Source organism: Flavobacterium gelatinilyticum (assembly GCF_027111295.1).
GTDB classification, from domain to species: domain Bacteria; phylum Bacteroidota; class Bacteroidia; order Flavobacteriales; family Flavobacteriaceae; genus Flavobacterium; species Flavobacterium gelatinilyticum.
Genome location: NZ_CP114287.1, coordinates 2271056 through 2294843, shown reverse-complemented (window position 1 = coordinate 2294843; position 23788 = coordinate 2271056). Strand labels below are relative to the sequence as shown.

Here is a 23788-nt window from a genome sequence, read left to right as displayed (position 1 = left end):
TCTTAGTTTGCATAGGTGTAATTACTCTAATTCATCTAATTCATGCCAGAAATGACCACAGCCATTTTTGCATTCAGTATTTCTTCTCTCTGTATCTGTTATTTTAAAAATCCAGAGTAATGACGTAATTGTTTTTTTGTTTTCGTCTGCGGGTAAATTTGCCAGCTTTTGAAACGCTATTTTTGTTGGATATGTTTTTAAAATTACAATTGGAGTATAAGTTGGTTTTAGTGGAATAGTATTTAAAGCTCTTTGATACGCTTCCGAACTGTAATCGGTTTTATTTGGAATAGCGTTAATGATATAATATCTTAAAGTTGTAAATAGGTTTTCAAAATTATAATCAGCATCTTCTAATAAAGATTGTAAACCCAGTTTAAAATCTATTTTATCCTGGGCTGTTTTGTTTATTAATAATTCTTGTTTATTCATGAGTTAAAACGATAACTTAAAAGATTTAAGGTAATTGCTTTAAAGCTAAAGTAATTATTTTGTGGAGTAAGACAGGTATTTGTTATCGTTTTTTAAAACTATTCCTGTCTTGAGGACTTACATAAGTTCCGTCTTTCCATGTGTCTTCTTTTACAGAACTAGGACCTGCTGCCTTTTAACAAAACAAAAGATATAGTTGAAATCAGTCCAGTGAGATACGTTTTTAGGAATTGGAATTTGGAATTTTCAGGATTGAATTTTCTAAAAAAAGTATATCTTTAACCAACCTAAAACCAATAAAATGCAAGAAAATAACCAAGAACATTTTAAAAGAGAACTCGGGCTCTTAGACGGAACCATGCTTGTTGTGGGGTCTATGATAGGATCCGGAATATTTATTGTAAGTGCCGATATCGCCAGACAAGTAGGCTCTGCAGGCTGGCTGACACTTATCTGGCTTATCTCCGGATTAATTACCGTTATCGCTGCTGTGAGTTATGGCGAATTAAGTGCGATGTTTCCAAAAGCAGGAGGGCAGTATGTTTATCTTAAAGAAGCCTATAATAAATTAATTGCCTTTTTGTACGGCTGGAGTTTTTTTGCTGTAATTCAAACCGGAACGATTGCGGCGGTTGGAGTGGCTTTTTCAAAATTCGCTGCTTACCTTTATGAGCCTTTAAGCGACGAAAATATCCTGTACGAGCTGGGTTCCTTTAAACTCAATGCTGCACAGCTTGTTTCAATTTTTACAATTGTATTACTGACTTTTATCAACAGCCGGGGTGTGAAAAACGGAAAAATTCTGCAAACCGTTTTAACTATTATCAAAATTTTATCTCTACTCGGGTTAATCGTATTTGGATTAACACTGGCAGCAAAAGCTTCTGTTTGGGATGCTAACTGGGCCGATGGATGGAGTACACGTACCTTTGATAAAGACACCGGTTCATGGCTTCCAATTAGCGGAACAGCTTTGATTTCGGGAATTTCAGCTGCAATGGTTGGCTCGCTATTTTCAAGTGATGCCTGGAATGGCGTTACTTTTATTGCAGGAGAAATTAGAAACCCGCAGCGAAACGTTGGTTTCAGTTTATTTCTGGGAACTTTTATTGTAACCATTATTTATGTTTTGACAAACATCATGTATTTGGCAGTCATTCCGTTTGATGAAATTGCAACAGCAAAATTTGATCGTGTAGCCGTTGTAGCTTCCGATTATATTTTTGGAAATATTGGCGCTTTGATCATTGCCATTATGATTATGATTTCGACTTTTGCCTGCAATAATGGATTAATTATGGCGGGAGCCAGAGTTTATTATACAATGGCAAAAGACGGTTTATTCTTTAAAAAAGCCGCTGTTTTAAATAATTTCAGCGTTCCTGCCTGGGCACTCTGGGCACAGTGTATTTGGGCTTCGGCTTTATGTCTGACAGGAAAATATGGTGATTTGCTTGATTTTGTAATCATCATTGTATTGATTTTCTACATACTGACCATTTGGGGGATTTTCATTTTACGCAGAAAAATGCCGGATATAGAAAGACCTTACAAAGCATTTGGATATCCATTCCTGCCAATGTTATATATTATTGTTGCAGCTGCAATCTGCGTTTCGCTGTTAATTACAAAATTTTCAACCTGTGGATGGGGCGTCTTAATTATGCTGACAGGAATTCCGGTTTACTACTTTACAAAACCAAAAGAAGAATAAAAATTGTTTCAGATTTCAAGCTGAAGAATATTATTTATAAAAATTGAAAGCGTCTTGTAATTTACAAGACGCTTTTTTAATTAAATCTTTATCTGAGTTCTAACATAAATTGACGATTCTCCAATAAAAAAATCAATAACCGGACAAATCATTCGTAATCCTGTCCTCTGTTGGTCTTAAGAAAACCAGATAAATTATAATCAGTATTCCGAATAATATAAATTCAGGTTTTAGAAATAATATCAAAAATGCAGCACCTTCCAGAATAGCCCAGCGCATGATTGAAGCTGCCTGATAAATAGGAAGTTTGTCTTCGAGTTTTAATTTTGGATCAATCTGTTTCAATTGCGTTTTAAACAATATACCGCTTAATACAAAGGCCAGAACAGGAATAGCAACATAGACAACTGAAGAAGAATCGATAGTTGGAATCGATAGTTTTTCAACTGAAATCTCGCCCAATAAAAAATAGGCAAGAATGGTTCCGGCACAAATGGCGAGATGGATAATCTGCAGTGTTTTGATTTTTTCAGTCATGATTTGGTTAGATGTGAGGTTGATAATATGCAAGTTAGGGCTAATTATTTTTAAAATGAATTATTTATCAAAGAGATTCATAAGCTAGCATCAGAGTAAAAGTATGTAATCTGATTCGATTATTTTAAATCTGTTTGAAAAATGCAATGAATGCTTTATGGCTAAAAACAAAAAAAAGACACTATAATTAGTGTCTTTTTAATGTAAATAATCGTTGTAGGCTTTGGTTATAGTACAACCGGCTCATCAACAGATTTTATAGTTGAATTAATAATAGACAAAGTAAGCGGATCAGTTTCTCCGGAAAAGAAAGCTTCCAGTACTTCCTGAAATATTGGATTTGCATTTTCGATCAATGAAAATAAAGTCATACAGGAACGTAATTTTCGGGCATCTAAATCTCCAAAAATCCCATCGGCAGATTTTCTTTTAAAAGTTAGTAAAAGCTGTGAAATCTCAATTAAATGTTTTCCTAAAATTGGATGTTCCAAATATTCTGAAGCTTCATTTAAATCATTAATGGCATAAAGATTTGCTGTATCGCTTTTGCCCAGACCTTTTATTTGCGGAAAAATAAACCACATCCAGTGTGTTTCCTTTTTCCCCTTGCTGATTTCAGAAAGAGCGGTAAGATAAAGTTTGTTCTGCGCATCTAAAAAACGCGCTAAATCATTGTTAGAATAAGCCATTACGGTATATATTTAAAAAAGGGTTGCAAAAGTAGTAAAAAAGATAGGGTCTGCCTAATAAAAGCTTCATAACGTGCATGTTTTAACTTTTTAAAGAAGTAATATCTTATCTTTTTTTTAATAAAAAAAGCGTTTTTTGAGTGTTTAATTCGATAAAAATCAAAGATTTCGATTGGTTCTTCTAAAGGTAAGATTGATCCTTGGCAAAACTTTTCGGGCTGTTTTTGGAACCTGATGCTGCCAAAAACTATTCGTCGTTCCAGCCATCAACAAAAATGAACCGTGATGCAGCGGAATCTCAATTGGCGGAATATCTTTCCTGAATTTATGCCGAAGTTTAAACATTCTCGTCTCACCAAAAGTAACCGAAGCGATGATAGGATCCGGTCCTGTATTGTGTTCTTTGTCGCTGTGCCATCCAACACCATCATTTCCGTCCCGATACAAATTAAGTAGAACAGTATTAAAATCCAGTTGTGTTTCTCTTTCAACCCGGCCTCTTATTTTTAATAATTCATACGTCCAGTCAGGCCCTTTTGGGTCTGCGCCAACATTGTCTTTGTCTTCGTACCAGGCAATCATGCGGGGAACGGTATACGTTTTATCGTAAATTTCCATTTCGTGTTCTCTCCATTTTGTTTTACGAAGTATTCTTTCGTAAAAAAGGTCCGATTCTTCTTTGGTGAAAAAATCGTCGATTAAAATCAATTCAGAATCCGGGATGTCAAATATTTTTTTTCCTCCCAAACCTGTTGTAAACAATTCGGTGTCGTTAAATAGTGTCATTTTCCATTATTTTTTTCTCAATTTCAATCCAGACAGGAGCATGATCGCTGGTTTTTTCCCAGCCTCGTACATGTCGGTCAACGCCTCCTGAACGCAATATTTTTGCCATTTGCGGGCTCAGTAAAAAGTGATCAATTCGCAGACCGGCATCACGCTGATAGGCATTTCTGAAATAATCCCAAAAGGTGTAAATTTTCTGGTCAGGATATAAGATGCGAATTGCATCTGTCCATCCCTGTGAAACCAAAGCAGCAAAAGCTTCTCGAACTTCTGGCCTGAAAAGCGCATCGTCAGCCCATTTTTCTGGTTTATAAACATCAAGTTCTGTTGGCATCACATTGTAATCACCAATTAGAATTACAGGAACCTTTAAGTTCAGTAAGGTTTCGGCACGATGAGCCAGACGGTCAAACCATTTTAATTTATAATCAAATTTTGGTCCGGGAGCCGGATTTCCGTTTGGGAGATAAAGACAAGCAATTACGATTCCGTTAATCAAAGCTTCTATATAGCGACTCTGTAGATCTTCTTCATCGCCAGGAAGTGCACGTGTTATTTCTTCAATCTCCATATTTCGGGCAAGAATTGCAACGCCGTTCCATTGCTTCTGTCCGTGCCAGATGGCGTTGTAACCAGCATCATTAATTGCTTTAATGGGGAAATTATCCTGTGGCGCTTTTAATTCCTGTAAACAGACAATATCCGGAGCCGCTTCTTCCAGCCAGCGTAATAAAACATTTAATCTTCCATTGACTCCGTTTACGTTATAAGTGGCTATTTTCATAGTAGATTTTCAATTAGTTCTAATCTTAAATTTACAGCTTTTCAGAGTTTTATTTTAAAAAGTGTTTGTTAAAGAACACTTTACCCGGATGTTTTTCGGCGTAAGCAAAAATTAACTGCTCAATATACTGATTGCTTTTATAAGGTGTAACATAACTTTTTACATCGTCAGGATCCTGAATTGCCACATCTCTCGGGATATAGCCCATTCCATGAAAATGACCATTTTCGATCCAGATACAGCTTCGTTCATCAGTAGATCTTCCTTTGTCTATAATGGCAAAACTGGGTCTGTTGTTCAATAAATAATCAATTGCATTATCTATTTGTTCATTGTGAAGAAGAGGATCAGGCAGTTCTTTTATTTCAGGAGTATAAAAAAAATCGCCTTCTTCAGGTCTTGAATATTTACAAAAACGATGATCGATTTCAAACTGCTCAGCCAGACTTCGCAGTAAATTAATGCCGGTGTACAGACTGTTACATTCATGAATGCAGATTTGAAACTTACTCATTTTTCCTATTGCCAGATATTTATAACCGTTTCTGGCTTCATATTGATAAATACCAAATTTAGCCTCAAAACGTTTTAAAGCCCTGTTGTAAGTTGGCCAGAGTTTTTTGATTTCGGTACATTCTAAAAGAAGCGCCATTAATTCGGTTGCACATACTTCAAAAGAAATTCCGTGAATATCTCGAAGGAAATGTTGTCTTTGCGGCTTTATATTATTGCCGGTGAAATGCGATGTAACCCGTTTTTTTAGATTGACAGCTTTTCCAACATAAATGACTTTTTTGGCCTGATTATAAAAATAATAGATACCTGGTTTTTCAGGCAGTTCATTAAAATCTTCAGGCGGAAGATTTGGTGGTAAACGTTGATCCTGAGCGTTTTTTTTGATCATTTTATCGATTTCTCCGGCATCGTCCCATTCTAATAAAAGAGAAAATAACAGAGCAGTAGCATCTGCATCTCCGCCTGCCCGGTGCCTGTTTTCTAAAGAAATATTTAAAGAATTACAAAGATTTCCTAAACTGTACGAACCTAATCCGGGTTTGATTTTTCTGGCAGCGCGAACGGTGCACAGTTTTTTTGCCGACCATTTAAAGCCTGCCTGTTCCAATTGATGATGAACAAATGAATAGTCGAAGTTAACATTGTGCGCCACGAAAATACGATCGGTCAGCATTTCCAGTACTTTTTCTGAAATATCATCAAAGATGGGAGCATTGGCCACCATTTCGTTATTGATGCCTGTTAATCCGAAAATAGAAGGAGGTATGTCCTGCTGCGGATTCACAAGTGTTTCGTAACGATCCAATACATTTGTACCGTCATGAATAATAATGGCAATTTCTGTAATACGACTCCCGCTGGCATTTCCGCCTGTGGTTTCGATATCGACTATGGCATATTCTTGCTTCTTCATTTGTATATAACGTAAAATGTTCTATTTCTGTTGTTTATGTTTTTAATCTCGCAAAGACGCAAAAGCGCAAAGTTTTCCTTGTTTTAAGTCTTTAAAATAAGACTTTGCGACTCTGCGACTTTGTGAGCAATTTTCATTATTAAGAATTAAACTTCATTCTATGTCTCGGCATATTAATCTCATGTGCCGAAGGATATGGCTTTCTATTCGTCATGCTGATATCTTCTTTAATCTGACTTTGTGTTCGATATTGATCTTTAGCGTCCATGTAGCGCGGATCCGGGATAAAGGGCATCTTGGCCATTTTAAGAATCGTAATGGTAGGAAAGTGATAATCGACTTCTACATTTCCTAACAAAAGGTAACAGCCTCCGCCCTGAAAAGGATGTCGCGCCAGACTATCCGGAAAATGTGCTGTATCAAAATAAGTACCTTCATGGTCAATCCAGGTTCCAAAATACATGGCTCCTTTTTTGGTTGGTACATGTTTTCTGGAAATTAAATACGCCAGCATTCTAACTTGTTTTTTATGATATTTTACTAAATCTTTCGCCATAATATCACCTCTGTGTTTGGTTTGTAAAAGATCAAAAACCGTACATGAAATGGGAAAACTCAACAATTCGATTTCATCAAAAGCATCTTCAAAAACGGATCGTTCCAAAACAGGAAGCTTAAACTCTCTGGCAGGTTCCTGAAGTAATTTCAAATTTCTGTTTTCAGGTTTAAAATTGTTCAATAACAAACTCGCGCTAATCAAAAGCTGATTTTTTGTTTTTCCTGTAAAGCGAAAAGCGCCAATAAAAATCAATATTTTCACACCTTCAATTCCAATTGGAATGCGGTTGATGAAATCTTCTAAAGAAAGATAATCACCATTTTTGGTTCTTTCTGATTCGATTAAATACGCAATTTTAGATTCTAAACTCTGCAAATGCATAAAACCTAAATAAATATCGGTTCCGTATAAAGTCGTTTGATATTCGCTTTTATTCACGCACGGATTATGAACAATGCCGCCCGACATGCGCGCTTCATGTACATAAACCTCGGTTCTGTAAAATCCGCCCTGATTGTTGATTACCGCGGTCATAAATTCGACAGGATAATTGACCTTCAAATACAAACTTTGATAACTCTCAACAGCATAAGAAGCCGAGTGTGCTTTGCAGAAAGAATAGCCCGCAAAAGATTCAATCTGACGGTAAATTTCCTGACTCAAAGCTTCTGGGTGCCCTTTTTGCGCGCAGCTAGCAAAGAAGTTGTCTTTTACTTTTTGTAAAGCTTCCAGCGATCTTCCTTTTCCTGACATGGCACGGCGCAGAATATCGCCATCGGGAGCAGGAAGCCCGCCGTAATGCTGGGCGATTTTAATCACATCTTCCTGATACACCATAATGCCGTAGGTTTCACCAAGATGTTCTCTAAAAACTTCATGAAAATATTCAAACTGATTTGGATTGTTATGGCGAAAAATATATTCTTTCATCATTCCGGATTGCGCCACTCCGGGACGAATGATAGACGAAGCGGCAACGAGAATTTTATAATTGTCACAGTTCAATCGGCGTAATAATCCGCGCATGGCTGGACTTTCGATATAAAAACAGCCAATTGTATCTCCTTTTGCCAAATAAGAATTGCAAACCGCTTCATCTTTAGAAATCGAAGTATTTCGAATGTCAACTTTTATACCTCGGTTTTTTTCAATTAGTTTTACGCTGTCGTCAATGTGGCCAATACCTCTCTGACTTAAAATATCAAATTTGTCAAAACCAATTTCTTCGGCAATATGCATATCAAAAAGTACGATTGGAAATCCTTTTGGAGGTATTTCCAGCGGTGTATAATTGGTTATAGGTTCTTCAGAAATAATGATTCCGCAGGCATGCATACTGCGCTGGTTTGGGTATTTTCCCATCATAGCCCCATATTCCTGAACCAGCCGCACAATTTTATTTGTGGGATGAAGTTCTTCCGGATTTTTTGCCAATATATCTAACTCTTCTTTCGGAAGACCAAACACTTTTCCTACTTCCCTAAAAATTGATCGGTATTTAAATTCGACATTAGTACCGCAGAAAGCAACATGATCTCTGCCGTATTTTTCGAATATATATTCTAAAATTACATTGCGTTCCTGCCAGCTCCAGTCAATGTCAAAATCGGGGGGCGTTTTGCGGTTAAGGTTTAAAAAACGTTCAAAATACAAATCAAGTTCTATAGGGCAGATATCGGTAATCCCGAGACAATAAGCAATAATGCTGTTAGCGCCGCTTCCGCGTCCAATGTGCATAAAGCCTTTGCTGTTGCTGTATTGAATAATATCCCACGTAATTAAAAAATAAGCGCTGAATTTTAATTCGTCAATAACTTTTAATTCTTTTTCAACACGTGCTTTTGCTGTTATATTCTCTTTTCCATAACGACGTTCAAAACCTTCCATAGCTAAGTATGTCAGCATTTCTATATCTTCTTCACGACTTGTTTTAAAGAATTTTTTGTTTTGAGGAACACCAAATTCATATTGAAAATTACAATTGTCAATGATGCGTTGCGTGTTCGAAATGATTTCAGGATATTTTTCATAGAAAGGCAAAAGAGCTTCTAATGGTTTTATAAAATCTGAAGTTTTGCAATGATCTGATTCGGTAAGTTTAGACAGAATAATATTGGTATCAATGGCACGAAGCACTTTATGCAGATTATATTCTTTTTTACTGCCAAAAGTCACGGGCTGTAAAATGACCATTTGGGCAATTTTATTTTTATGTTTTGATGTCAAAAGACTTGTAACTTCTTCAGGACGAACTCCGATAAATTCATTTTCATAAAGTGTTTCGGGAGCATTTTCTAAAGTATAAATGACAAAAGCCGATTCAAATTTTGGAGCGCGCAAAGGCAGAACTTCTCCGCTGAAATTATGATCCGTTAAAAAGCGATTCATTTCGGCAAGTCCTTCAGCATTCTTTGCTAAACCAATATATCGGAATTGATGATTACAACGAAACTCCATTCCAACCAAAGGCTTGATTTCGTTTTTCTCGCATGCTCTTATAAAATCATAAATTCCTGTAACGGTATTAATATCTGTTAATGCCATTGTTTTTACATCATGCAAAACAGCCTGCTCGATAAGTTTATCAAGAGGAATCGTGCCATAACGCAGAGAATGAAAGGAATGACAATTAAGATACATGATTTATTTAATACGTTTTAAAATTTCGTCTTTAGTATTGGGCTTAAAGTGGGCTCCGGCACAACGCATTACAGCATCAAAACCGTAACGGCTTTTCATTTTATCCATAGCTTCATAAAGCGCTAACATTTCCTGAGTATCTTCAAAAAGATCAATTTGATACGTTCCGCGAACCAATCCGCTAAAGCGAACGCCAATTAAACGAAGACGCATACGACGCTGATAAACTTTTTCAAAAAGTTCCATTACATTTTTAGTCAAAATATGATCGGCAGAAGTATAGGCAACACGACATTGTTTGGTTTCGGTATCAAAATTGGCGTAACGAATTTTAACTGTAACAGTAGAAGTCAGCCATTGTTCAGAACGCAATTGAAAAGCCAGTTTTTCGACCATTCCCAAAAGCACTCTTTTCAGTTTTGCAATATCAATCGTATCTTGAGAAAAAGTATGTTCTGTTGAAACAGATTTTCTTTCGCTATACGGTTCAACGGGTGTATGATCGATTCCGTTGGCTTTTTTCCAAATATCCAGGCCATTTTTGCCAATCATTTGCTGTAAAATCTCAGCAGGCATTTCGGCTAAAGTCTGAATTTTGCGAACACCAATTCGGGACAACAATTGGAAAGTTACAGTTCCCACCATTGGTATTTTCTGAATCGAAAGCGGATTTAAAAAAGTCTGCACTTTATGTTCCGGAATTTCAAGGTTTCCTACTGGTTTGCCTTCGCCCGTAGCAATTTTAGAAACGGTTTTATTGATCGATAATGAAAAACTAATTGGTAATCCGGTTTCCTTAATTACCTTTTGAGCCAATTCATCGGTCCATTTATAACTTCCGTGAAAACGGTCCATTCCGGTAATATCAAGATAAAATTCATCGACACTTGCTTTTTCTAAAACAGGTGCTTTTTCCTGGAGAATTTCGGTAACATCATGAGACATTTTCGAATATAATTCCATATCGCCTTTGATAATTTTTGCATCGGGGCAAAGCTTCATTGCCATTGCAATAGGCATTGCAGAACGTACTCCAAATTTGCGGGCTTCATACGAGCAAGAAGCGACAACACCACGTTCACCACCGCCTACAATAAGCGGAATTCCGTTAAGTTCAGAATTGGTGAGTCGTTCGCAGGATACAAAAAAGGTATCCAGATCCATATGTACAATTGCCCGTGCCATTTTCTTTTTGTTTTTGTATGGAACAAAATTAGCACAGGTAATAACATTTTTTTATATATTTGCTGTTCCAAATTATAACAAAATCAATTATGTCCTTATTTTCAGACAACATCAGAGCATTAAGGGTTAAGCATAAAATATCGCAGGAGAAATTAGCTGAAAACCTTAGCATTACCAGAGGCAGATATGTGAAATACGAAGACGGAACTTCGGAAGCGCCGTATGACATTTTAAAGAAGATTGCATTATATTTTCATATGAGTATCGATTTGATATTATCGGTCGATATACGTAAAATTGATGTGCAAAATTTGATAAAACTCGAAGGTAACCGACTTATTTTACCTATTCAGGTGGATAGTTTTGGAGAAAACTTTATTGAAATTGTATCTCAAAAAGCAAAAGCAGGTTATCTAAACGGATATGCTGATCCGGAATATATCGAAAGTTTACAGCAAATTACACTTCCGTTTTTAGGCCCGGGAAAACACCGCGGATTTCCCGTTGAAGGCGATTCGATGCCTCCACACGAAGATGGTTCTATTATTATTGGCCGTTATGTGGAAAAACTGGGAGAAGTGATGGATGGCAAAACTTATATTTTGATTACTAAGACTGAAGGAATGGTATATAAACGTCTTAATAAAAACAAAAAGAATGCTTTGGTTTTAGAATCGGACAACAGCTTTTACCCGAATTATGAAGTGAAAGCTTCTGATATTTTGGAAATTTGGGAATACGAATGCAACATCGGTCGTTCAGATAAAAAACAGGAAACGACAGAAACCGGAGCAATGAAAGATTTGCTTTTAGAATTGAAACGTGAAGTTCGAGAGATTAAGAATAATACTTCAAATGCTTAAAAATCTAAATGACAATTTCAAAAATCAATTTCAATTTAAAATTCTGATTTAATTTATCATAATTAGTGAACATTCAAAAAGCCAAAATCGAAGACCATATCCGTTTAACGGAAATTACCAAAAAGTCAAAAGCGTATTGGGGATATTCTGAAGAACAAATGGAGAAATGGAGCAATAATCTAACGATCACGATAGATTATATCGAAACAAATCCTGTTTTTAATTTGGTTGAAGAAAATCAGATTGTTGGTTATTATTCTTATTTAAAACAAGAAGATAATCAGGTAAAATTGGACAACTTATTTATTTTACCTGAATATATAGGAAAAGGATTTGGCTCTTTTTTAATGAATGATTTCTTGGAAAGAATGCGAAATGAAAAATGCAAAAAAATCATTTTGGATTCAGAACCAAATGCCGAACAATTTTACCAGAAAATTGGATTTACAAAAATTGGCGAATTTGAAACTTCAATTAAAAATAGGTTTATGCCCATTATGGAAATGAATCTATAATTTATTTTAAATCAATTTTCAATTGCATTTCATTTTTCATATACAATAATGCCTCAGCATTTCCCATAGCATCATCAACAGGATTGTGCGTGTGCTCTGTTTTTCGAAGATGTTTCCATTGAGCGAAAGTATCATTTACTAAACCGCAGTACAAATCGCCAATTCTTCTTGATGAATATCCAAAAGGATTTCTATTTAAAAAGTGATGAAAATACCAGCAGATAAACATCCAGTCAAAACCATTATTATCGCTAATAAATATGGGTCTTCCTTTTGAGTTTTCTTTTATCCATTCTTCGAAATTTAGCATTACCGTTTTAGGATCATCAAACCCTAAAGTTGTTTCTCTGTCGAAACCTGAAATTGCTAAAGCTTGCGGATCAAACTTATCGGAAATAGGCTTTAGTTGTCCGTAAAATGTTTTGTCCAATTTGTCATTTACAATGACCGCACCGAAAGATATCATAGAATAATCTCCCGGAATTGGCCCATCAGATTCGATATCTACAACTATATAACTCATTTAATTTGTGATTTGTTTTTCTAACAAACTTAAGCTATAAATTAAGAATAATTGACAGATTATAAATTAAAAAACTTTAACAAAAGCCAAACCATATTGCTGACCATTATAAAACGGCATTATCATGGCAGTCGATTTGTTTTCAGGTGATGATTTAAATAATACTTTAGTCATATATGGATTGATCCAGTAAGCTGCTTTTGTACTCAAAATCCCAATTCCGGCTCCCGCAGCAACATCAGTCAGCCAATGACGGTTGTTGTAAATTCGAAATAATCCTGTAATTGTTGCGACAGAGTAACCGGCAATGCCATACCAAACAGATTTATGTTTGTATTCCTGATATAAAAATTCGGCCCCCATAAAAGCGGTGGCAGTGTGTCCTGACGGAAAGGAATTGCGGGAGCTTCTATCTGGTCTTTCTTCCTGTATAATATATTTTAAGCCGTTAGTGCTGGCACCCATGATAAGATAGGAAGTAGCAAGAATTACTGAACGGTCACGAAGATTGTTTTTGCCTTTTATGCCAGCCATATTCAAAGCATAAACTGATAATGCCGGAGCATATTGCGAAAAATCATCAATGGTAATTTTTTTATCAATATTTTTTTCGACTTTCGATTTAATTAATCTGTCTAGGTTTATCAGATTATTTTCCCCAAGGCCAATAGCGCCATATCCTATTAAGACAGTTGGAATAATTAATTGCTTATAATTGAATTTTAGCTGAGACGAAGAAATGCTGTCAGTTTTAGCAATTGAATCATTTTGTTGAGCATTTGTACTTAAGAAACTGAATATAAGTACCAGAGAGGTAATTTTAAATAACATTGTAACTATAAATTTTTTGCGATCGCAAATATATAGTTATTTGTAAGTTTTAAGCTTCATTTTTTACGTGTTAAGTGAAATTTAACAGTTATTTTCTCTTTTAAATTTATTTTATCATAGAATTAATCTTGTAATTTATAGATCAGTATTAAATAAATCTGAAGCATATTCGCTCTCCAGAGCTTATACCTTCAATGAAAACCAAAACGTACTTCCCAATCCTAAATTGCTCTCAACGCCAACGTTTCCGTTTTGAGCTTCAATAAATTCTTTGCTGATCGCTAAACCTAATCCCGTTCCCGATTTCTGGCTTCCCGGAATTTGGAAATATTTATCAAAAACTTTGTCTTTATATCTAGTGTCAATTCCGAGTCCGGTATCGATAACCTGAAAAACCATTTGATTATTTTCTTCTTTTAATTTAATGAGAATTGTACTTTTTTCAGAAGAGTACCGAATGGCGTTGGATAAATAATTAATCAAAACCCAGCCGGTTTTTTCTGCATCTGCTTTTACGCTTTTGAGGCTTTCATTGGCATCCACAATTAACTGAATCTGTTTTTGATCCGCCTGAATTTTTACAGCTTCAACAGCATATTTTACAATTTCGTGTGGATTGCTTTTGCCAATATTCAACTGAATATTTCCCGTTTCTAATTGTGATAAATTGAGTAATTCGCCTGTAATTTTCAACAAACGCTGACTATCGTCTTTTATGCTTTCTACCAATTGTTTCTGATCGTCGTTCATATTGCCCGTTTTAGCATTTTCAAGCAATTGGAGACTTAATTTTATAGAGGCAATTGGCGTTTTTAATTCGTGTGAAACGGTGGCAATAAAATTAGTTTTGGCAAAATCCAATTCTTTAAAAAGCGTAATATTTCGCAGAATAATTACATCGCCAATATTGATTTCTTTTTCTTCACCAGTTGGCGTTATGGTGATATTATGGATTTCTTTTTCGAAATAACTTTCTTTTCCGTGAGCAAAAATTTTGAGAGGCTGTTTTTTCGGAATTTTACTTTCTTTCAGAATCAAAGAACGAATCAAATCATTAGAAACCGCCAATGCAGACGAAGGTTTTCCAATAATGTCTTCCAATTTCAAACCAATAATTTTCAGCGCTTCATCATTCACAAACAAAACAATTCCTTCATTATCCAAACCAATAATGGGATCATTCATATTATTGATCAGCGTTTCCAGTCGTTTTTTCTCAAAAAGGAGTTTATAAACATTACTGTCGTGATATTCTTCGAGCTTTTGTGCCATCGTATTAAACGATTTGGCAAGATCTCCAAATTCGCTGTGACTGGTAAAATGAACACGTTCAGAGTAGTTTTTATTAGCGATTTCTTTAATACTTAACGTTAATTCTTTAATTGGATTGGCAATATTATTTGGAAGGTTAACCAATAAATTAAAAGCAATTAAAAAACACAAAGTGCCCACAATCGCAATCGACAAATTAGCCGTTTCAGCAGAATGTTTGGCGATGTCACTTTTCTGTTTTATAGCATCGAGATTCAGTTTCATAATAGCAAAAATATCCTGACGGATTTGTGCTTTTACAGTTTCATCAGAATTGTTTTTAGAGAGAAGAGCGAAACTTTCTTTCAGTTTTTCAGTCGCTTGTTTTTCGCCTGGTTCTGTAATATTTCGGGTTTGCTTTTCGAGATTTTCTTCAAAATTCTGAATTGTTTTTTTCGAATCCGATTTCATTCCGTCCAAAGCAAAAATCATATTTCGCGAATATTCCAGCGTATTGTAATTCGATTTCAAGATGTTTTCGGTATCCTGCTTAATCAAAAAAACAGAATAAGCACTCACTAAAGAGAGAATGATGATCATTAAAAATAACAATCCAACACCCAGATTCAATTTGGTTTTAATTCTCATTTTATAAAACATTTTTTTTGAACCATATAAGTTATATAAGGAAATGTAAGCTTTGTTTTTTAACCGCAAAGAGCGCAAAGTTTTACGCAAAGTTCGCTAGGTTTTTTGCTCGCAAAGTCGCAAAGTTTTTTAATTTAATCTTTGTGTGCTTTGCGAAATCTTAGCGCCTTTGCGGTTAAACTTCAACGTTCCCTAATTTAAATGAACTTATATGACTTATATGGTTTAATATTTTTCACGACAGAATAACAAGATCAACGTTTGATAACGACAATTTATTCAGCAGACGCCTGAAAATTGTTGTAGACAAAATTACTTTAAATAAATTCAAATGCGGTTTCCCGATGCAGACAGTTGTAATTTGTTTTTCTTCTACAGTCGTCAAAATCGCATTGGCAATATTCGAATTTTCCAATTTAATAACTTCGGCTCCCAATTGCACTGCGAGTTTAAAGTTATTAATTAAATGCCTTTGTTTATCAAGTGCGATTCTTGTAGGGGTTTCTGGCGGAGTTTCAACATATAAAACATACCAGCTTCCGTTGTAATAACTTGCCAAACGCGCTGCTTTTCTAATTACGATTTTAGCCGTTTTATCATTACTGCTTATACAAGCCAACAATTTTTCATGACGTAAAGCATGCAGATTCGGAACCTCGCTTTCTACTTTTCGAACGACCTGACTTGCCACTTCTTTCAAAGCCAATTCGCGCAATTGCAGAATTTGTTCCGATTTGAAAAAGTTTTGCAAAGCCATCTGAATTTTATCTGCCGTATATATTTTCCCTTCCTTTAAACGCGCAATCAAATCTTCCGAAGTCAAATCGATATTCACCACTTCATCAGCCAGACGCAAAACATTATCCGGAATTCTTTCCTGAACATCAATATTTGTAATGCGTTTTACAGCTGAATTTAAACTCTCGATATGCTGAATATTAACCGCCGAAATCACATTAATTCCAGCTTCCAGAATTTCCAGAACATCCTGCCAGCGTTTCTCATTTTTGCTTCCTTCCACATTTGTATGCGCCAATTCATCAACAATAACCACTTCTGGTCTAAGGTTTATGATGGCTTGAACATCGAGTTCTTCGAGTTCTTTTCCTTTATAAAAAATAGTCCGTCGCGGAATAATCGGCAGACCAGACAATAATTCATGCGTTTCCTTCCGCATATGCGTTTCGATGTAGCCGATTTTTACATCGATTCCGTTTTTCAATAACGAATGCGCTTCCTGAAGCATGCGGAAAGTCTTGCCCACACCGGCGCTCATTCCAATGTAGATTTTGAATTTTCCTTTCCGGGATTTCTGAATCAAATCCAGAAAGTGCTGTGCGTTATTTTCGTTTTCCATTTTTTTTTGATTTAACCATTAAGAGATTAAGTAAATTAAGTTTTGGGCTTTATCGTTTGTCTAAAAATTAGATTATTAAGCAAGCTGAGCTTAATGTTCTTTTGCCAAAGAAAATCTTAACTTTCTTAATCTCTTAATGGTAAAAAATAAAATTTTAATGTTTAAAATGAAATAGCCAAAGCTGTCGTTACAAAAGTATTAGTGTCTGTTGGCAGATTGTTTTTGGTAAAAATTTCATCTTTGCTTGACAGATTTCTTGCTTCAATTCTAAACATAATAGTATCAGTAATTAAGTAATCAAAGTTAGCTGAAAATCCATAAGTTTTAAATCCGTTTGGCGTTTCTGTCCCGATAATTACTACTTTTTCGTCGCTGTAATATTCACCTCGCGCTGCCAGCTGAATTTTATCTGTCGGTTTGTATTGCAGAATCAAAACAGGTGAAAACCACGTATCATATTTGTTACTGTTTTTAGCCGATTGTTGCGAACCAATATCAAAACCAGCCGTTAGATTCGTTTTGTCTGTTACTTTAAATTGTCCGTAGAAATTATTAAAATAACGCCATTTTTTATCGATATCTGGCTGTTCGTTTCCTGCGTATGTACTCCAATTCAAAACCACTTTGTCAGTAGGTTTATAGGTAACCTGCGTTCCAAAAGCCGGAGTTTGATTCCCGTCTATTTTCTGAATTCGTTGCCAGCCGTTTAAATACATTGCCGCCAAATACCATTTTCCAGAATCAGAAGTATAACCAATTTTTACGCCCGCTTCATAATAAGGCGAATTCTCAGCTAGAATGCTTCGGGTTAAATTTGCGCAGTCTTTTCCAATCGCACTTTCAAAACCAATATGCGAAGGCATAATTCCCGCATCAATCCACAAATCATGTTTGTGCGAAATCTTCACACCAACATTCGCTTCGTAAATATTTTTCAGCAAATCCTGCTCAGCCGACATATTATATTGGGCATAAGTTCCCGCCATCAGCGCAAAATTCCCTCGGACATTTCCTTTCGAATAATTCACTTTCGCCAAACCTAAATTCAGGTTTACCTCATTACTTCGGTTATAATTATAAAAAAAGTTTGGTCGCGTATGATTTTCCGGTTTCCCGAAATCATAACTATAATAAACGTCTACATATCCCGAAAACGTAAACGGACTTTTAGATGCTGACTGTGCGTGTAAATTGCTAAAACCAAAAGCGATTAAAGCGGTAAGTATTATTTTTTTCATTGTTAATTGTGGTATTCAACCCAAAAGGGGGTAATTAATTTATTTAATAGATTTTTTAGGAGCTAATCCCGCTATCCGTTTCAATCTTTTCCTGGCTAAAGAAGCCAGAAAAAGGATTTCCACTACTATCGGGGCTAGGGCATTTGGGGTAAAAAGGCGTCTAGTATCCTAACGGGTTTCCAAAACCTGTTAGGTATTTTTAAAATTTTAGTTTTTAGGTTTAGTTTGTCATTTCGACTGAAAGGAGAAATCGCACTCGTAATTCGACAAAGATTGACTATCAACTATGCGGAGTTTCTAGTGCGATTTCTCCTTACGTCGAAATGACATAAAAATGACGAAATGACTTTTGGCATACCTACAAGGTTTTGAAAACCTTGCAGGAGAAAACTTAGGAACTCAGAATCTTAGAACTTTAGCATCTTAGAGCTTTAGCGAAGCTTATCAAGAGCCACATTCAACTCCAAAACATTCACAGTTTCAGGCCCAACAATAGCCGTATTAATTTTAGATTCTACCAAAACTTTTACTTTGTTTTCAGCTAAATTTCGTTCTTTGGCCACACGTTTTACTTGAATCAAAGCACCTTGCGGAGAAATATTCGGATCTAAACCACTTCCAGAAGCCGTAACCATATCAGCTGGAATTTCAGTTTTTTTCAAGTAAGAATGTACAACAAGAAAAGTATCGATTCTCTTTTGAACCAAAGCCAAATACTCAGCATTGCTCGGACCTTTATTACTTCCGGCACTTCCCGCAGCATTGTAATCAACTGCCGAAGGTCTTCCCCAGAAATAATTCGACTTATCGAACTTTTGTCCGATTTTTTGATAACCAATAACTTTTCCGTTAACCGAAAGTGTTTCTCCTTTTCCTTGATTGGGAGCAATTTGTGCGATTCCGTAAATCGCAAGAGGATAAATAACTGCGAATAGAATTAAAGTAACCGCAGTAAGTTTTAATATTGGGATTATATTTTTCATGTTTTTTGTGTAAAATGTTAGATGTAAAAAGTGATTTGTAAATTGTTATCTGTGTTTTTTGATTTCGTCATTTCACATTTTACAAATCACATTTCACTAGATAAAAAGTGTTACGAGTAAATCAATCAATTTGATTCCAATAAAAGGAACAATCAAACCGCCTAAACCATAAATCAAAAGATTACGTTTTAGAATCGCGCTCGCTCCAATCGGACGATATTCAACACCTCTCAACGCCAGTGGAATCAGGATCGGAATAATAATCGCATTGAAAATTACAGCCGATAAAATCGCACTTTCAGGACTATGCAAATGCATGATGTTCAAACCTTGCAATGCTGGAATCGCACTAATGAAAAGCGCAGGAACAATCGCAAAATATTTGGCAACATCATTGGCAATAGAGAAAGTGGTTAAAGTTCCGCGAGTCATTAAAAGCTGTTTTCCAATTTCGACAATCTCGATAAGTTTCGTTGGATCATTGTCGAGATCGACCATATTTCCGGCTTCTTTTGCAGCTTGAGTTCCACTATTCATCGCTACGCCTACGTTGGCTTGTGCAAGGGCAGGAGCATCATTTGTTCCGTCTCCCATCATCGCAACCAGACGACCTTCAGCTTGTTCTTTTCGGATATAATTCATTTTATCTTCAGGCTTCGCTTCGGCAATAAAATCATCAACACCTGCTTTCTCAGCAATAAACTTAGCCGTCAGCGGATTATCACCTGTAACCATAACCGTTTTGATTCCCATTTTACGCAAGCGTTCAAAACGTTCTTTCATTCCGGTTTTAATGATATCCTGTAATTCGATAACACCTTGAATTTCGTTGTTATTGATGACAACTAAAGGCGTTCCTCCGTTAGAAGAAATTGAGATTACCTGTTGTAAAGTATCTTCAGGAAAAGCATTTCCAGCTTGTTCTGAGATTTTTTTAGCAGCGTCTTGTGCACCTTTTCGAATATTCGTTCCATCTTTTAAAATCACGCCCGAAGTTCTGGTTTCAGCAGTAAATTTTATGGTGTGCGAAATGTTGTCTGTGAGAAGTGAAATGTCTGACTGCATTTTACTATTTTCATCTAACATCTTACCAAGTTCCAGAATACTTTTTCCTTCAGGAGTATCATCCGCAAGTGAACTCAATACGGCAGATTTGACGAAATCTTCAAAAGAAATACCTTTTGTTGGATAGAAATTGGTTGCTTTTCTGTTTCCAATGGTGATTGTTCCTGTTTTGTCCAAAAGTAAAACATCAATATCTCCAGCAGTTTCGACCGCTTTCCCTGATTTTGTAATTACGTTGGCACGTAAAGCTCTGTCCATTCCTGCAATTCCAATCGCAGAAAGCAAGCCTCCAATTGTCGTTGGAATCAAACAAACAAACAATGCAATAAAAGCAGCAATAGTAATAGGAGCGTTGGCGTAATCGGCAAAAGGTTTTAAGGTAACACAGACAATCACGAAGATTAAGGTAAAAGCAGCTAACAAAATAGTCAGTGCAATTTCGTTTGGCGTTTTCTGACGGCTCGCACCTTCAACCAAAGCAATCATTTTATCCAAAAAACTTTCGCCAGGTTCTGAAGTTACTTTTACTTTGATTTTATCAGATAATACTTTTGTTCCTCCCGTAACAGACGATTTGTCTCCGCCCGCTTCACGAATTACAGGAGCACTTTCTCCCGTAATGGCACTTTCGTCGATCGTAGCCAGACCTTCTATAATTTCACCATCAGCAGCGATTAAATCGCCCGCTTCGCAAATAAAAATATCGTCTTTTTTTAATTGAGAAGATGAAACATGTAAAATTTGGAATGTATCAGATTGACCTGCGACATTTGACTTTTCACTTTTTACCAATTTTGCGGGAGTTTCTTCACGGGTTTTTCTTAAACTGTCGGCTTGTGCTTTTCCTCTGGCTTCGGCAATAGCTTCGGCGAAATTGGCAAACAAAAGCGTTACAAATAAAATTAGGAAAACAATTAAATTGTAAACAAAACTGCCTTGATCGGTTGCGCCCATTAAGATCGAAACGCAAACGGCAAACATAATGGCAGTTCCAATTTCTACGGTAAACATTACCGGATTTTTAATCATCATTTTTGGATTCAGCTTCACAAAAGACTGCAGTAAAGCTTCTTTTACCTGTTTGCTTTCAAACAATGATGTGGATTTTGTATTAGTCATTTCTTTATATTATTTAGTTGACTGTTTTCTAACACATAGAAACATAGATTTTACTTTGAGATTAAGTCGTTTCACTCGCATACATTCACATAGCTATGTGTGAAAAATGAGTTTTTCTTAATCGCCTTTTTTTTAAAATTTTTATTCTATGTTTCTATGTGTTAAGATTTATTGTTAAGCATTAAATGTTAAAGTGAAAAATATTCCGCCAATGGTCCCAATGCCAGAGCTGGGAAGAAAGATAGCGCCGCAACAATTGCGATTACGGCAAAAATCATAATTCCGAAAATTGTTGTATCTGTTTTTAATGTTCCTGCACTTTCTGGAATGTATTTTTTGTTGGCTAATAGACCTGCAATTGCAAGCGGACCGATGATTGGAATGAAACGGCTTAATAGTAAAACAATTCCTGTAGTGATATTCCAAAACGGATTATTATCGCCTAAACCTTCAAAACCAGAACCGTTGTTAGCAGCGCTTGAAGTATATTCGTATAACATTTCAGAGAATCCGTGATTTCCAGGATTGTTCAGCCATCCTGTTGCATTTCCGCTGAACCAATAACCCATCGCAGTATCATTAGCAGCAAAATAAGAAGCTAAAGCTGTTCCTGCTAAAATCAATAAGGGATGAAGAATAGCAATAAAAGCAGCAATTTTGACTTCGCGGGCTTCGATTTTCTTTCCGAAAAACTCAGGAGTTCGACCCACCATTAGTCCAGAAATAAATACAGCCAGAATAATGAAAATGTAAAAGTTGAGGTAACCAACACCGCATCCGCCATAAAATGCATTGACCATCATGGCTAATAACTGCATAGCTCCAGAAACGGGCATCGAACTATCGTGCATACTATTTACAGAACCTGTAGAAATCACCGTTGTGGCAATACTCCAAAAACCTGAAATAGCTGGGCCAAAACGGACTTCTTTTCCTTCCATCGCGCCGTTTAACTGAGAAATTCCCATTTTTTCGATAGCAGGATTTCCACTGATTTCACTTGATATTGTTGGAATTACCAAGAGTAAAAATCCAACCGTCATTACACCAAAAATGATGTAAGCGAATTTTTGTTTTTTAAGGAAGAAACCAAGTGCAAAAATCATTGCAAACGGAACAATCATCTGCGCCCAAAGCTCAACCGCATTCGTAAAGTAAGTTGGATTTTCTAAAGGATGTGCAGAGTTAGCTCCGAAGAATCCGCCACCGTTTGTACCAATATGTTTAATAGCGATAAAAGCAGCAGCTGGTCCTCGAGAAACTTCAACATGATCGCCTTGCAAAGTAGTAATAGCATCTTTTCCTTCAAAAGTCATTGGAGTTCCGCTGAAAACTAAAGCAGTTGCTACGATTGCTGAAAGAGGCAATAAAATACGAGTACAGCTTTTTACAAAAAAGTTGTAGAAATTCCCCAGTTTGTCTGTTGTTCTTTCGCGCATAGCAGTAAAAACCATTACAGCAGCAGCGATTCCGGTACCAGCCGAAACAAATTGTAAAAACATTAATACCATTTGCGACAAGTAAGAAACTCCGCTTTCGCCAGAATAATGCTGTAAATCGCAATTGACCAAAAATGAAATAGCCGTATTAAAAGCCAAATCGGGCGAAATTGATGGATTATTATCTGGATTTAAAGGTAAAGAACCCTGAAAAAGCAGTACAAAAAAGCAGAAAAAGAACCAAAGCATATTGATACTTAAAAGTGCTTTTAGATGCTGTTTCCAGTTCATTTCTTCGGCTGGATTGATACCGCTGATTTTAAAAATAAATTTTTCAAGCGGATTGAAAATCGGGTCAAGAAGTGTTTTGTTTCCTAAAAATACTTTAGCAATATATTTTCCGAAGGGAATGGCTAAAACAATAGTTAGGAGAAAAATACCTATGACACCTAGTAATTCTGTATTCATAATGTGTGAGTTGTTGATTGTAAAAAGTGAAATGTGAAGTTGTGAAAAGTGAGATGTGATTTGTAAAATGAAAGACATCTAACATTTCACTTTTGACATTTCACTTTTGACATTTCACATTTATTAGAATTTTTCAGGTTTAATTAATACATAAACCAAATACACGAAAACGGCGATTGAAACAATAAAGAGTGCAGTCATGATTTAGATTTTTTCAAAGAATTCAACAGATTTAAAACAAATCGCAAACAGTAAAACTGCCAGTGCGAGTAAAATAAAAGTGATCATAAGATTGTTTTTATTGTGAGATGTAAAATGTTACTTGTTAGATGATGTAATCTGAGTAATGTGAAAAGTAAACGGAAAGACATTTTACATTTCACAAACTACATTTCACACTAAACGCCCGAAGCATTAACCTGCTTGATATATTCTGCTTTAAGCGTTTGTGGAAAAAGATGCGAAATATTGCAGTGTCGCATTTCCATAAAAGACGAGACTGAAAAAACATACACGTTTGAAATCGCGTTTTTGGTTTCGATACTTCCGGTAATAAATAACCGTTCAGCAAGTGCTAAACATTTTTTAGCCCGAACGATATTACCGCAGATAATATTTTTTTTAGTTATCTCAGCAAAGCGTTCGGCTTGTTTGTAAATAGAATTAACTTGATTTTTCATGAGAAGGAATTTTTATGTTCTTCCTCTTTATGCCAAAATATATTCCGAAAATG

21 protein-coding genes are annotated in these 23788 nt (G+C 35.8%); 3 read left to right on the top strand and 18 right to left on the bottom strand.

What is annotated here, in order from left to right; all coding sequences use genetic code 11:
* Positions 1-21 precede the first annotated feature (21 nt).
* Complete coding sequence (locus OZP11_RS09625; protein ID WP_281234996.1) at positions 22-432, bottom strand: DUF5958 family protein; 411 nt, start codon at positions 430-432, stop codon at positions 22-24.
* Positions 433-733: 301 nt separating this feature from the next.
* On the opposite strand from OZP11_RS09625, the gene OZP11_RS09620 reads away from it, so the two are divergent.
* Positions 734-2146 (top strand): APC family permease, encoded by a 1413-nt coding sequence (locus OZP11_RS09620; RefSeq protein WP_281234995.1) that lies wholly within the window; start codon positions 734-736, stop codon positions 2144-2146.
* 132 nt (positions 2147-2278) lie between these two features.
* On the opposite strand, the gene OZP11_RS09615 is transcribed toward OZP11_RS09620, so the two are convergent.
* The 7 genes from OZP11_RS09615 to dinB form a co-directional block, all read right to left on the bottom strand.
* Positions 2279-2683 carry an MFS transporter gene (locus OZP11_RS09615; protein WP_281234994.1) on the bottom strand — a complete coding sequence of 135 codons (405 nt, stop codon included), beginning with the start codon at positions 2681-2683 and terminating at the stop codon, positions 2279-2281.
* Positions 2684-2910: 227 nt separating this feature from the next.
* Positions 2911-3372 (bottom strand): DUF1810 domain-containing protein, encoded by a 462-nt coding sequence (locus OZP11_RS09610; RefSeq protein ID WP_281234993.1) that lies wholly within the window; start codon positions 3370-3372, stop codon positions 2911-2913.
* A 159-nt stretch (positions 3373-3531) separates the two neighbouring features.
* A complete protein-coding gene (locus OZP11_RS09605; RefSeq protein ID WP_281234992.1) occupies positions 3532-4158 on the bottom strand; it encodes an alpha-ketoglutarate-dependent dioxygenase AlkB family protein in 627 nt (208 codons plus the stop codon).
* Complete coding sequence (gene xth / locus OZP11_RS09600; RefSeq protein ID WP_281234991.1) at positions 4145-4942, bottom strand: exodeoxyribonuclease III; 798 nt, start codon at positions 4940-4942, stop codon at positions 4145-4147. The genes OZP11_RS09605 and xth overlap by 14 nt, the downstream gene beginning before the upstream one ends.
* A 49-nt stretch (positions 4943-4991) precedes the next feature.
* Entirely contained in the window at positions 4992-6371 is a 1380-nt protein-coding gene (locus OZP11_RS09595; RefSeq protein ID WP_281234990.1) for an exonuclease domain-containing protein, read from the bottom strand.
* 139 nt (positions 6372-6510) lie between these two features.
* The gene (locus tag OZP11_RS09590; protein ID WP_281234989.1) at positions 6511-9570 is read right to left on the bottom strand and encodes a DNA polymerase III subunit alpha; all 3060 of its coding nucleotides are present in this window, start codon (positions 9568-9570) and stop codon (positions 6511-6513) included.
* Positions 9571-9573: 3 nt separating this feature from the next.
* A complete protein-coding gene (gene dinB, locus OZP11_RS09585) occupies positions 9574-10755 on the bottom strand; it encodes a DNA polymerase IV (RefSeq protein ID WP_281234988.1) in 1182 nt (393 codons plus the stop codon).
* An 89-nt stretch (positions 10756-10844) separates the two neighbouring features.
* Here dinB and OZP11_RS09580 point away from each other — a divergent pair, with 89 nt between their 5' ends.
* Positions 10845-11618: an XRE family transcriptional regulator gene (locus OZP11_RS09580; protein ID WP_223710119.1), complete on the top strand. Its 774-nt coding sequence runs from the start codon at positions 10845-10847 to the stop codon at positions 11616-11618.
* 65 nt (positions 11619-11683) lie between these two features.
* Positions 11684-12133, top strand: a complete 450-nt coding sequence (locus OZP11_RS09575; protein ID WP_281234987.1) for a GNAT family N-acetyltransferase — start codon at positions 11684-11686, stop codon at positions 12131-12133.
* 1 nt (position 12134) lies between these two features.
* Here the strand turns inward: OZP11_RS09575 and OZP11_RS09570 are convergent, their stop codons facing one another.
* The 10 genes from OZP11_RS09570 to OZP11_RS09525 form a co-directional block, all read right to left on the bottom strand.
* Positions 12135-12656 (bottom strand): 3'-5' exonuclease, encoded by a 522-nt coding sequence (locus OZP11_RS09570; protein WP_281234986.1) that lies wholly within the window; start codon positions 12654-12656, stop codon positions 12135-12137.
* A gap of 66 nt (positions 12657-12722) precedes the next feature.
* Complete coding sequence (locus OZP11_RS09565) at positions 12723-13487, bottom strand: phosphatase PAP2 family protein (protein ID WP_281234985.1); 765 nt, start codon at positions 13485-13487, stop codon at positions 12723-12725.
* A 183-nt stretch (positions 13488-13670) separates the two neighbouring features.
* Positions 13671-15386, bottom strand: a complete 1716-nt coding sequence (locus OZP11_RS09560) for an ATP-binding protein (protein ID WP_281234984.1) — start codon at positions 15384-15386, stop codon at positions 13671-13673.
* A gap of 235 nt (positions 15387-15621) precedes the next feature.
* Complete coding sequence (locus OZP11_RS09555) at positions 15622-16743, bottom strand: sensor protein KdpD (protein ID WP_281234983.1); 1122 nt, start codon at positions 16741-16743, stop codon at positions 15622-15624.
* 161 nt (positions 16744-16904) lie between these two features.
* Positions 16905-17981, bottom strand: a complete 1077-nt coding sequence (locus OZP11_RS09550) for a porin (RefSeq protein ID WP_281234982.1) — start codon at positions 17979-17981, stop codon at positions 16905-16907.
* 431 nt (positions 17982-18412) lie between these two features.
* The gene (locus OZP11_RS09545) at positions 18413-18964 is read right to left on the bottom strand and encodes a K(+)-transporting ATPase subunit C (protein WP_281234981.1); all 552 of its coding nucleotides are present in this window, start codon (positions 18962-18964) and stop codon (positions 18413-18415) included.
* 96 nt (positions 18965-19060) lie between these two features.
* Positions 19061-21148, bottom strand: coding sequence for a potassium-transporting ATPase subunit KdpB (gene kdpB, locus OZP11_RS09540; RefSeq protein WP_281234980.1), 2088 nt, complete (start codon positions 21146-21148; stop codon positions 19061-19063).
* A gap of 188 nt (positions 21149-21336) precedes the next feature.
* The gene (gene kdpA, locus OZP11_RS09535; protein WP_281234979.1) at positions 21337-23055 is read right to left on the bottom strand and encodes a potassium-transporting ATPase subunit KdpA; all 1719 of its coding nucleotides are present in this window, start codon (positions 23053-23055) and stop codon (positions 21337-21339) included.
* A 123-nt stretch (positions 23056-23178) separates the two neighbouring features.
* A complete protein-coding gene (gene kdpF, locus OZP11_RS09530; RefSeq protein WP_073489533.1) occupies positions 23179-23256 on the bottom strand; it encodes a K(+)-transporting ATPase subunit F in 78 nt (25 codons plus the stop codon).
* A 197-nt stretch (positions 23257-23453) separates the two neighbouring features.
* The gene (locus OZP11_RS09525) at positions 23454-23735 is read right to left on the bottom strand and encodes a DUF7674 family protein (protein ID WP_223710149.1); all 282 of its coding nucleotides are present in this window, start codon (positions 23733-23735) and stop codon (positions 23454-23456) included.
* Positions 23736-23788 lie beyond the last annotated feature (53 nt).

Excerpts from the sequence above, each read along its gene's own strand:
- OZP11_RS09625 (WP_281234996.1), bottom strand. The coding sequence starts at position 432 with ATGAATAAACAAGAATTATTAATAAACAAAACAGCCCAGGATAAAATA.
- OZP11_RS09620 (WP_281234995.1), top strand. The coding sequence starts at position 734 with ATGCAAGAAAATAACCAAGAACATTTTAAAAGAGAACTCGGGCTCTTA.
- OZP11_RS09615 (WP_281234994.1), bottom strand. The coding sequence starts at position 2,683 with ATGACTGAAAAAATCAAAACACTGCAGATTATCCATCTCGCCATTTGT.
- OZP11_RS09610 (WP_281234993.1), bottom strand. The coding sequence starts at position 3,372 with ATGGCTTATTCTAACAATGATTTAGCGCGTTTTTTAGATGCGCAGAAC.
- OZP11_RS09605 (WP_281234992.1), bottom strand. The coding sequence starts at position 4,158 with ATGACACTATTTAACGACACCGAATTGTTTACAACAGGTTTGGGAGGA.
- xth (WP_281234991.1), bottom strand. The coding sequence starts at position 4,942 with ATGAAAATAGCCACTTATAACGTAAACGGAGTCAATGGAAGATTAAAT.
- OZP11_RS09595 (WP_281234990.1), bottom strand. The coding sequence starts at position 6,371 with ATGAAGAAGCAAGAATATGCCATAGTCGATATCGAAACCACAGGCGGA.
- OZP11_RS09590 (WP_281234989.1), bottom strand. The coding sequence starts at position 9,570 with ATGTATCTTAATTGTCATTCCTTTCATTCTCTGCGTTATGGCACGATT.
- dinB (WP_281234988.1), bottom strand. The coding sequence starts at position 10,755 with ATGGCACGGGCAATTGTACATATGGATCTGGATACCTTTTTTGTATCC.
- OZP11_RS09580 (WP_223710119.1), top strand. The coding sequence starts at position 10,845 with ATGTCCTTATTTTCAGACAACATCAGAGCATTAAGGGTTAAGCATAAA.
- OZP11_RS09570 (WP_281234986.1), bottom strand. The coding sequence starts at position 12,656 with ATGAGTTATATAGTTGTAGATATCGAATCTGATGGGCCAATTCCGGGA.
- OZP11_RS09565 (WP_281234985.1), bottom strand. The coding sequence starts at position 13,487 with ATGTTATTTAAAATTACCTCTCTGGTACTTATATTCAGTTTCTTAAGT.
- OZP11_RS09560 (WP_281234984.1), bottom strand. The coding sequence starts at position 15,386 with ATGAGAATTAAAACCAAATTGAATCTGGGTGTTGGATTGTTATTTTTA.
- OZP11_RS09555 (WP_281234983.1), bottom strand. The coding sequence starts at position 16,743 with ATGGAAAACGAAAATAACGCACAGCACTTTCTGGATTTGATTCAGAAA.
- OZP11_RS09550 (WP_281234982.1), bottom strand. The coding sequence starts at position 17,981 with ATGAAAAAAATAATACTTACCGCTTTAATCGCTTTTGGTTTTAGCAAT.
- OZP11_RS09545 (WP_281234981.1), bottom strand. The coding sequence starts at position 18,964 with ATGAAAAATATAATCCCAATATTAAAACTTACTGCGGTTACTTTAATT.
- kdpB (WP_281234980.1), bottom strand. The coding sequence starts at position 21,148 with ATGACTAATACAAAATCCACATCATTGTTTGAAAGCAAACAGGTAAAA.
- kdpA (WP_281234979.1), bottom strand. The coding sequence starts at position 23,055 with ATGAATACAGAATTACTAGGTGTCATAGGTATTTTTCTCCTAACTATT.
- kdpF (WP_073489533.1), bottom strand. The coding sequence starts at position 23,256 with ATGACTGCACTCTTTATTGTTTCAATCGCCGTTTTCGTGTATTTGGTT.
- OZP11_RS09525 (WP_223710149.1), bottom strand. The coding sequence starts at position 23,735 with ATGAAAAATCAAGTTAATTCTATTTACAAACAAGCCGAACGCTTTGCT.